Source organism: uncultured Aquabacterium sp. (genome assembly GCF_913773725.1).
Taxonomy (GTDB): domain Bacteria; phylum Pseudomonadota; class Gammaproteobacteria; order Burkholderiales; family Burkholderiaceae_C; genus Aquabacterium.
In genome coordinates this window covers 1-9,635 of the sequence record NZ_CAJYGK010000010.1, presented here as the reverse complement: position 1 = coordinate 9,635, position 9,635 = coordinate 1, and the positions used below count along the sequence as shown (strand labels likewise).

Annotated in this window: 9 protein-coding genes; 3 read left to right on the top strand and 6 right to left on the bottom strand. The window is 66.6% G+C overall.

Annotated elements, in window-relative coordinates:
- Positions 1-132: 132 nt before the first annotated feature.
- The 3 genes from QZ709_RS00575 to QZ709_RS21265 form a co-directional block, all read right to left on the bottom strand.
- Positions 133-1,395: a DNA polymerase Y family protein gene (locus tag QZ709_RS00575; RefSeq protein ID WP_294635473.1), complete on the bottom strand. Its 1,263-nt coding sequence runs from the start codon at positions 1,393-1,395 to the stop codon at positions 133-135.
- A gap of 51 nt (positions 1,396-1,446) precedes the next feature.
- Positions 1,447-2,220, bottom strand: a complete 774-nt coding sequence (imuA, locus tag QZ709_RS00570; RefSeq protein ID WP_294635472.1) for a translesion DNA synthesis-associated protein ImuA — start codon at positions 2,218-2,220, stop codon at positions 1,447-1,449.
- Positions 2,221-2,375: 155 nt separating this feature from the next.
- Positions 2,376-2,699 (bottom strand): helix-turn-helix domain-containing protein, encoded by a 324-nt coding sequence (locus tag QZ709_RS21265; protein ID WP_366937130.1) that lies wholly within the window; start codon positions 2,697-2,699, stop codon positions 2,376-2,378.
- A 497-nt stretch (positions 2,700-3,196) separates the two neighbouring features.
- Here QZ709_RS21265 and ribA point away from each other — a divergent pair, with 497 nt between their 5' ends.
- The gene (gene ribA, locus QZ709_RS00565) at positions 3,197-3,847 is read left to right on the top strand and encodes a GTP cyclohydrolase II (RefSeq protein ID WP_294635471.1); all 651 of its coding nucleotides are present in this window, start codon (positions 3,197-3,199) and stop codon (positions 3,845-3,847) included.
- Between the two features lie 12 nt (positions 3,848-3,859).
- The gene (locus QZ709_RS00560; RefSeq protein ID WP_294635470.1) at positions 3,860-4,783 is read left to right on the top strand and encodes a cation diffusion facilitator family transporter; all 924 of its coding nucleotides are present in this window, start codon (positions 3,860-3,862) and stop codon (positions 4,781-4,783) included.
- A gap of 9 nt (positions 4,784-4,792) precedes the next feature.
- Here the strand turns inward: QZ709_RS00560 and QZ709_RS00555 are convergent, their stop codons facing one another.
- The 3 genes from QZ709_RS00555 to QZ709_RS00545 form a co-directional block, all read right to left on the bottom strand.
- Positions 4,793-6,097: a diguanylate cyclase gene (locus QZ709_RS00555; protein WP_294635469.1), complete on the bottom strand. Its 1,305-nt coding sequence runs from the start codon at positions 6,095-6,097 to the stop codon at positions 4,793-4,795.
- A gap of 8 nt (positions 6,098-6,105) precedes the next feature.
- Positions 6,106-7,416: a diguanylate cyclase gene (locus QZ709_RS00550; RefSeq protein ID WP_294635468.1), complete on the bottom strand. Its 1,311-nt coding sequence runs from the start codon at positions 7,414-7,416 to the stop codon at positions 6,106-6,108.
- Between the two features lie 91 nt (positions 7,417-7,507).
- The gene (locus QZ709_RS00545) at positions 7,508-8,674 is read right to left on the bottom strand and encodes a D-alanyl-D-alanine carboxypeptidase family protein (RefSeq protein WP_294635467.1); all 1,167 of its coding nucleotides are present in this window, start codon (positions 8,672-8,674) and stop codon (positions 7,508-7,510) included.
- A 212-nt stretch (positions 8,675-8,886) separates the two neighbouring features.
- Between QZ709_RS00545 and QZ709_RS00540 the strand changes: the two genes are divergently transcribed.
- Positions 8,887-9,423, top strand: coding sequence for a DUF421 domain-containing protein (locus QZ709_RS00540; protein ID WP_294635466.1), 537 nt, complete (start codon positions 8,887-8,889; stop codon positions 9,421-9,423).
- Positions 9,424-9,635 lie beyond the last annotated feature (212 nt).

The following is a 9,635-nucleotide window of genomic DNA, read 5'->3' as shown; positions in this document are numbered from 1 at the left end:
GCGCCTGGCCCTGCTGGCTGGACCCCATCGGATGGACACCGGCTGGTGGGGGCTGGATGCGGCGAACGATGCGATCGGGATCGCTCCTGCCCCGTGCGCCCCCACCTGTCAGGTCGCCGAGCCTGCTGCCAGCTATGACGTGGGGGCGCACGGGGCAGGAGCGATCCCGATCGCATCGTTCGCCGCATCCAGCCCCCACCAGCCGGTGTCCATCCGATGGGGTCCAGCCAGCAGGGCCAGGCGCCCGTGGTACAGCGGATGCACCTGTCCGCTGGCGTCCTGTTCGGTATGCAGGGGCTGGGGTACGGGCAACACCCAGGCCGGATGGGGCAGCCCATGGTGGACACCCGGGGTGTTCGATGACGGTGAGCGGCCCTGTGGCGCCCAGGGCAACCAGGCCTGGTCCAGCCCGAGGCGATGGTCATCCTGCAGCTGTCCGGTGCGCACCCGCTCGCTGCCAAGACGCACGCTCAGGCGCTCCAGCAAGGCGGTCAAGGCATCGTGCTGGTGTCGTCTGCACGCAGGGGTCTGCCACGCATCGGCATGCCAGGCCACATCCTGGCTGTGGGCCAGGAACAGGTCGTCTTCACAGGCCTCGACCGGGGCGATGTCGGCCGCATGCAGGCTGATCTCGCCCACGGGCGCCAACAACGCCAGCCGGCGCAGGTGCTCGGCCACCAGCCTCCGCAGGCGCACCACATCGGCCGTGGCCGTTCCCAGCCGAACCGTGTGCTCGCCGCTGCGCGCGGCATCGCGGCGCTGCCCATCGTGTTGCCAGCGCAACGTGAAGCTGCGCACCCCCATGTGCCGTGCGACCAGCCAGGCGCCGAGCCGTGCCAGCAACCAGTCGCAAGCGGGCTGCAAGGCATCAGCCTGGTCGACGCGGCCCGGCAGCTCCAGACGCGCATCGAACACCGGGGGCAGGCTCAGCCACGTGAACGCCTCGGGCGCGACACTGCGAGCCTGGTCCAGCGCCTGCAGGACAGCCGCCCCGAACCGCCGGCTCACGCCATCACGCGGCAGGCGGGCCACATCGCCCAGCGTGCGGCACCCCATTCGGCTGAGGGTGGCCTCATGGGTGGCCAGCGCACTCAGGCTGGTCAAGGGCAGGGCATCCAGCTGACGAGGGTGCGGGCGGGGGGTGCGAGCCAGGGCGAGCGCCCCCAACGCCGTACGAGCATGCCCCCATCCCTGGCACCCGGCCTGTTCGGCACCTTGCTCCAGCTGCCGCATCAAGGCTCTGCGCCCGCCGAAAAGACGCTGGCTGGCCTGCCACTCCAGCACCACCGCGTCTTCCAGGCAGGCCACCCGGGGGGTGAAACCCAGTGCCCACCATGCCAGCATCTGGGCATCGGGCAGGGGCGTGTCGTTGCCCGCTTCAAGTCGCGGCGACATGGCAGAAGGAATGAGGGCTGTCCAGCAAGGCATGGCAAGGCTGAGCCCGGCTCAGTTGGGGGCGATCACACCAGACACCGCGACCGCATGCTGGCGCGGGGACTCGGCGGGCCATTCGGATGGAGCCGACGGTTCCCTTGCGGGCAGGCCGGCCTCAGCCGGGACCGCGACGGGCACGGCCGGGCCCGGGATGGGGCGCTTCAAGGGCAGCAAGGTTGGCAGCAAAGGCTTGAGGCCCGCCGGCCAGCGCGCCAGCGCCAAAGGCTGCTCGTGCAGAGGGCCGCGTCGCTTGAGCAACTGCACCTGCAACGGACTCGGCCAGGGCCCCAACTCCAGCCGGAGTCGCAGTGGCGCAGCGGAGGCCTCTGCCTGGGCCACCATGGGACGGAACACCACACACAGGCCGGGATGCCGCCCCGCACAGGCCTGCAGACGCCGCAGTTGTTCCGGCCGGGCCTGGGGCAGCCAGGCCAGCACGGCACTCAGTCCGCCAGCTTTCAGGGCCTGTTCTGTCGCCCACAGGCGCTCGGCATGGGTGTGCGCCTGCACCCAGATCACCTGCCGGGCTGGCACCCCTTCTGCATGCAAGCCCTGCAGCCCCGGCACGTGGGGCGGGGCCACCAGGAACAAGGGAGCCCCCCGCTGCATGAGGCGAGCCAGCACGGGACTCAGCAGACGCCATTCGGCCTGCTGATGAGCCGCTTGCAGGACTTCGATCACGTTGCGGGTGGGCCACCCTCCGCCGGGCAACTCGGCATCCAGCATGGCAAAACCGCTGGGCAGCACATCGGACGGCCCACAGCCCAGGTCGCGGCCACGCCACATGGCGCGGGCCACATGGGCGGGCAGACGACTTTCCAGGGTTCCCCATCGATCTGTGGGCCCCCCGAAGGCAGCAGGCAGGGCAGAGTGCATAGTGGATACTGTATGAATAAACAGTATCGTAGCGGTCTGCATCTCTGCCGTCCAGAGGGCGTGCGCTATTCCCTCTGCACAGCCGCACCCGCCAGCATCATCCGGACCGTCTTCTCATCCATTCCGCACAAGCGGGCCAGCTGGGCCACGCCCCGTCCTTGCGCCGCTTCCTGGCGCACCCAGGCCACCAGCGCCCGCGTCGCCCGCCGGGCCGGGTCAGCCCACTCCGGCAAGCGGGCATGGGTGTGACGACAGCCTGGGCAGCGCCACCGCACAATCTGCCCGCGGCGAACACGAGGCTGCCCCTCGTGCGGCACATCGCGCCACCAACTGTCCCGGCGTGCATGCCGTGACAGGGTGCCCGAGTGCCCGCAGGCCGGACAACCCATCGCCCCCTCGTGGCTCCCGCGTTCCTCTTCACGGTCCCGGGATGCCTGCGGCAGCAGCACGGGCGGCAGCGCGGCACGGTTGGCGGTGGCTGAATGAACCGGGTGGGGGCAGGGGGCGGCATGCATGACAGAAGGCGCTTTCTTCAACAAGTGGAAGACAAGGCCGGCTGGCATGGCGCTCGGGGACGCAAACCGCAGCGTGATCCCGAAAGCAACACGCCAGCCGACGAAGGCTGGCGTGAGGAGGGTTTCGGGGGGAGAAAAGAGGAATTGCTTCAGCTTACTCCGCGCACACACCTGCACCGCCAGCCGGTCGGGCTAGCCATCGGGAGGCGGCTGGTTTGTGCAGGGATGCGTAACTCATGCGGATCAGTGTGGCCTGACCCACCGGACGGGTCAAGCAGCTTCACTATTTTTTCCGCTCGAGGGTGTTTTTGCAGGAGGTGCGCCCCCATCTGGTTGCTTTTGGCAAAATGTGGTCCCCCTGAGGAAACCGAATGTCCCGTCCTGATTCAGACAGCCCCATCGCTGCCAGCGCCCTGACCCCGGTCACGTCTGCCCTGGTCGAGTTCCTGGCCGAGGCCCGCGTGCCCACCGAGCACGGCACCTTCACGATGAAGCTCTTTCGTGAAAAGGCCACCGGCCTGGAGCATGTGGCCATGGTGATGGGCGATGTCGCCGGCAGCGCCCTGGTCCGCGTCCATTCCGAGTGCATGACGGGCGACGTGTTCGGTTCGCTGCGTTGCGACTGCGGCCCCCAACTGCATTTCGCGATGGACCGCATCGGCAAGCAGGGCAGTGGGGTGGTGGTGTATTTGCGGCAGGAAGGGCGAGGGATCGGCCTGGCCAACAAGCTGCGCGCCTATCAACTGCAGGACCAGGGCATGGACACGGTCGAGGCCAACCAGCACCTGGGTTTTGCGGCCGACCTGCGCAACTTCGACGTGGCGGTGCAGATCCTCGACCACCTGGGTGTGAAGTCGGTCAAGCTGATGACGAACAACCCGCGCAAGGTCGACACCCTGCAGGCCCATGGCATGCAGATCGAAGAGCGAGTGCCCGTGCGCAGCGACGTGCAGCCCGAAAACGAACGCTACCTGGGCACCAAGGCCCGCAAGCTGGGTCACCACATCGATTGGCTGGGCTGATCCGCGCCCCTCATGGACTTCTCACCGCAAGACGACCCCGAACAGGATTCGCCAGAGCGCCACGCTGTGGCTGAACGCAGCACGTGGGTCAGCGTGGTCGTCAACCTGGTGCTGACCGCTTTGCAGGTGGTCATCGGCGTGCTCGCGCACTCCCAGGCCTTGATCGCGGATGGCATCCACTCGCTGTCCGATCTGGTCTCCGATTTCGTGGTGCTCCTTGCCAATCGGCACAGCCGCAAGGAGGCCGACGACGACCACCACTATGGACATCACCGCTACGAGACCGCCGCCTCGCTGGCACTCGGCGCCTTGCTGCTCAGCGTGGGGGTGGGCATGCTCTGGGGCGCTGTCCACAAGCTGAGCACGCCAGAGGACATTCCTCAGGTTCAGCCCATTGCGCTGTACGTGGCCCTGGCCGCCCTGGTGTCCAAGGAACTGCTGTTTCGCTACATGCTGGCAGCGGCCGAGAAGGTGCGGTCCAGCATGCTGGTGGCCAACGCCTGGCATGCCCGGTCCGACGCCGCATCATCGCTGGTGGTGGCCCTGGGCATCGGGGGCAACCTGCTGGGTTACCCCTTGCTCGATCCCGTGGCGGCCCTGATCGTCGGCCTGATGGTGAGCAAGATGGGCTGGGAATTCGGCTGGGGCGCGCTCCATGACCTGATGGACCGCTCGGTGTCCGAGGAGCAGGTTCAGTCCATCCGCGCCATCCTGGAGCAGACCCCGGGCGTGCAGGGTGTGCATGATCTGCGTACGCGCAAGATGGGCGACATGATCATGGTCGACGCCCACCTGGAAGTCGACGGCCGATTGACGGTGCGCCAGGGGCATGACATTGCCACCGCCGCACGCGATGGCGTCATGCGCCAGCTGCCCGTGCTCGATGTGATGACGCACCTGGACCCGGTCGACGTGCGCGAGGGCGTGAACGCCTGACCCGGGCCATCACAGCGCCTGGCTGGGCTGAGGCAGTGGGCCTTGCAACAGGCGCGTGCGGTTGCGCCCCTCGCGCTTTGCCTGGTAAAGCGCCTGGTCAGCTTGTTTGAGCAGAGCCTCCGGTGACGCCACGTCGCCCGCCACGCCATGGGCCACGCCCACGCTGACGGTCAGCACTCGGGCCACGTTGGACACCTCGTGACGCAACGCCAGGGCCTCGATCGCGGCGCGCACCCGTTCGGCCACCAGCAAGGCCGTCTCTGCCGACGTCTGAGGCAGCACGGCCACGAACTCTTCGCCGCCGTAACGGGCGACCAGATCCCCCGGGCGGCGCACATTGGACTCGAGCACCCGCGCCACCTGCCTCAGCGCAGCGTCGCCGGCCGGGTGACCGTAGCGGTCGTTGTACTTCTTGAAATGGTCCACATCGACCATCAGCAGGGCGAGTGGGGCGCGGTCCGGCTGGGCACGCCGCCACACCTGCTCGAGGTAATCCTGGAAATGGCGTCGGTTGGCCAGCTCGGTGAGGCCGTCGACCTTGCTCAGGTCCATCAACCGCTCATGCGTCTGGGCCAGCTCCTGCACCAGGGCACGCTCCCTCAGGGTCAGCAGATAGTGACGGCGCTCATCACGCTCCAGCGTGTAGTTGGCCACCAGCGTGAACACGATGGTGGCCAGCACCATGATGACGATGGGTCCCAGCAGGCGGGGCGGCATGTTGTCCAGCACCACGACGCCGCCCAGGTGCATCAACAACACAACGAGCGAGAAGGGCACGGCCATCCAGAAGCGCAGGCGCTGCACGATGTTGCCGTACATGATCACGATGATGAAGCCAACGTGGTAGTAGTGGCTCAGGGGCGTGGACGAACTCGACAGGATGAACGCCAGGCTGGCCGCCGCCATCAGGCCGCTGCACAGCACCGGCCCCTCGATCAGGGCCGGTGAGCGCCACCGCAGAATGTGGTCGCCCCAGCGCCAGTACACGTACAGCACCAGAAGCGCAAACGGCGTGAAGACCAGCAGCCGGATCTGCAAGGCCAGCCAGAACACGTCGCTGGCCATGAGGTAATCCACCACGAGGAACCCGTTGTAGACGAGCAGGGCCACCAACCCGCTGAGCAGGAAGTGACGCAAGCGCTGGGCCACCATGTCCTGCTGAAAGCGGGCTTCCAAATCGGGCGGAAAGCGCAGCCATGGAAAGCCGTGATCCAGCAGCCGCTGCAATTCCGTGCGGTCCTCCCAGACAGGCTGGTTGCTGGCCACCGGTCGGGGCAGCGAGGGCGAGGCAGGCCAGGGCGAGGAAGAGGACATGGGGGGCCTCAGTCGGCTGTGCCGAAAGCGAAGACACGGTTGCGGCCCAGGTGCTTGGCCTGATAGAGCGCCTCGTCCGCGGCGGAGATCAGTTGTGCAGGCGTGGCGTGCGGGGCCGAGGGCCGCATGCACGCCACGCCGACGCTCACGGTGACGATGGCGTGCGTGCTCGAGGCGGAGTGCAGCCGGTTCAGGCCTTCCACCCCCTTGCGGACACGCTCGGCTGCCGCCTGAGCCGTGCTCAGCGGGGTATCGGTCAGGACCGCGATGAACTCTTCTCCGCCGAACCGCCCCACCAGGTCCGTGGGGCGACGCAGTCGGCGTTTCAGGGTGGTGGCCACATCGCGCAGGCAGGCATCCCCTTCCGGGTGGCCGTAACGATCGTTGTAAGCCTTGAAATGGTCCACGTCGATCATCATCACCGACACCTCGGTGCCATCCATCCGGGCGCGCTCCCAGACCTGAGCCAGGAACTCGTCCACGTGACGGCGGTTGGCCACGCCGGTCAGCATGTCGCTGCGGGAAACCCGATCCAGGTCTTCATTGGCGGATGCCAGTTCGTCCAGCAACAGGTGCTCGCGCAGTCGCATCAGCCAGTTGCGACGCTCGTCCTTTTCCATGGTGTAGCTGGCATACAAGGTGAACACCGCGGTGGCCACGACCGTCATCACCACCGGGATGAGCAGAGCGGCCGGAGCGCGCTCGCGCATCAGCCAGGCCGAGACGAGACAGAACAGCACCACGGACACATCCAGCCCCAGAGCCGGACGGAAGCGCATCCGTGCCACACCGCTGGCAAACGTGAGAATGGAGGTCAGGCTCACCAGGTAAGCCGGCGCCAGGACATCGGTGCTGAGCACACACAGCCCGGCAGAGATCAGTGCGGCGGCCATGCCGGATACCGCGGCCATCCCCTCCCGCACGCGGGGAAGGTTGAGTCTGGCCAGCACGATGATGACGGCGAACAGCAGGGGGGTGAACACCAGCAGCCGCAACCGCAGGGCCAGATCGAACTGATCTGGAACCATCAGGTAATCGGACACCAGGAACAGATTGAACGCCGCCGCGACGAAGACGCTGTTGAGCAGCAACCGGCGTATCCGCTCCGCCGCGGTGTCATTCAGGAAACGGGCTTCCAGATCGCGCGGGAAACGCAGGCCGCGCCATCCCTCGTCGAGCAGGTCGTCGATGCGACCCACCTCCTGCCCGGAAGGATGGGAGGGCAGGGCAGCCACCGGCAAAGAGGACGGCTGCAGGCGTGTTTCACTGGCGGCGCCCGTCACGGGCCCGAGCCTGTCACTGCAACCGGTACATGCCATGTGGAAATCGTACCGGAATGACAGGGAGGGCGGCGCGGTTTGCGCTCAAGGCTTACCCTAGCGCCCCCCCTGCGTATCACCGACGATTCAGTCAGTGAAACAGCCCCTGCAGTTGCTGCCAGGTGCGCTTGAAGAAGCCTGCGCGCTCCACCGCGTCCAGAGCAACCACGTTCTGCTCGGCCAGCGGCTTGCCATCTACCGTGGCCACCACCTTGCCGATGACGGCGCCCTTGGCGATCGGCGCTACCAGATCGGGCTGCAGTTGCACGGCCGTGCGGACCTGCGCTGCCTGGCCACGCGGCACCAGCACGGTCCAGTCCTTCGGCACCCCGGCGCGCACCTGATCGACCACACCGAACTTGACGTTGCCCACGCCGGCCGGTGCCTGCGCCTTCAGAAGGCTGGCGCTTTCAAACGAGCTGAAACCCCAGTTGAACATGGCACGGGTCTGGTCTGCCCGCGACTGCATGCTGGACGAGCCCATCACCACCGAGATCAGCCGCATGCCGTTGCGCCGCGAGGAGGCCACCAGGCAGAAGCCGGCATCGTTCGTATGGCCGGTCTTCAGGCCGTCGACGGTGGGGTCGGTGTAGAGCAGGGCGTTGCGGTTGCCTTGCTTGATGCCGTTGTACTTGAATTCCTTTTCAGCGTAGATGCTGTAGTAATCGGCGCTGTCACGGATGATGGCGCGGGCCAGGATGGCCAGGTCACGGGCGGATGCCTGGTGGTTGGGCGCAGGCAGACCGGTGGCGTTGGCGAACTGGCTGTGGTTCATGCCCAGCCGCTTGGCCTCCTTGTTCATCAATTGCGCGAAGGCGGCCTCCGTGCCGGCCAGGTGTTCGGCCATGGCCTTGGAGGCGTCGTTGCCGGACTGGATGATGATGCCGCGCAGCATGTCCATCACGCTGGCCTGCCCGTTGAGCGGCAGGTACATGCAGGACTCGGTGCTGGAGCCGCGGCACCAGGCGTTCTGGCTGACAGACACCATGTCGCCCTGCTTGATGCGACCGCTCTTGAGCGCCTGCTCGACGATGTAGCTGGTCATCATCTTGGTGAGCGAAGCCGGGGGCAGGGGTTGATCGGCGTTGTTGGCCATCAGGACCTGCCCGGACTCGTAGTCCATCAGGAGGTAGGCCTTGGCCTCGATGGCGGGCGGCGGAACGAGCGTCTGGCCGACAGCAGTGAGCGGTGTGGTCGCCCACATGGCGACGAGGAGCAACGCCGCGTGGACGCGGCGGGAGGAGGAGCGGAAGATCATGGACAGTCTGGGCCTGCCGGCATGCCGGCGGCGGTCATCACGAGAAGCAGGGGCTGGCATGGAGCGCAGCGCGACCCGGAATCATAGGCCCATGACGCGGCGCCTGTCGGGGGCGAAGGGTGCGTTTACAGATGGCAACGGTACAGAGGGGGGACACACCACCAGCGCCGCCGGGTGCGGAAATTGCCCCGGGCAGGCGCGAGGTGCTTCCCATGCTGACAGACATGCTGTCGTTCACGATGGACCCGATCGAAGTGGTCCTGCGCGGAACCATGATGTACTGGTTCTTGTTCGCCATCTTTCGTTTCGTGCTGCGCCGGGATGTCGGCGCGGTGGGCCTGGCGGATGTGCTGCTGCTGGTCATCGTGGCAGATGCCGCGCAGAACGCCATGGCCGGTGATTACAAGACGGTGCCGGAGGGCATGTTGCTGGTGTCGACGCTGATTGCGTGGAACGTGCTGCTCGACTGGGCGAGCTTTCGGTTCCATCTGGTGCGCCGCGTGGCCATGCCTCGGCCCTTGCTGCTTATCCATCACGGGCAGGTTCAACGGCGCAATCTTCGTCGCGAATTCATCACGATGGATGAGCTGATGACGGCGTTACGGCAGAACGGCGTGAAGGACCCATCCGAGGTGGCCGAGGCCTACATGGAGGGCGACGGCAGCTTCAGTGTGCTGCGCAAGGAAGATGAAACCTCTCACCAAGGGCGGCAGGGCTCGGAACAGAGAAAGGAGCGTGTGGTGAAGTGAGAGGAGCTTGGCTGGGTGCTGCGCCCAACGATGCACATTAGTTGACATAATATACATCGTCACAAGTCCGTGTACTTGGTCCGCCCTGAACAATTGCCTCACGCGGCAGTCGGCGCAACCTGACCGCGGTATTGACAGGCCGAGCGCCCCAGCCAAGCCAAGACGACGGCCTGTAGATGGGCAACAAAAAGCCTCAGCAGGCTCAGCAGCAG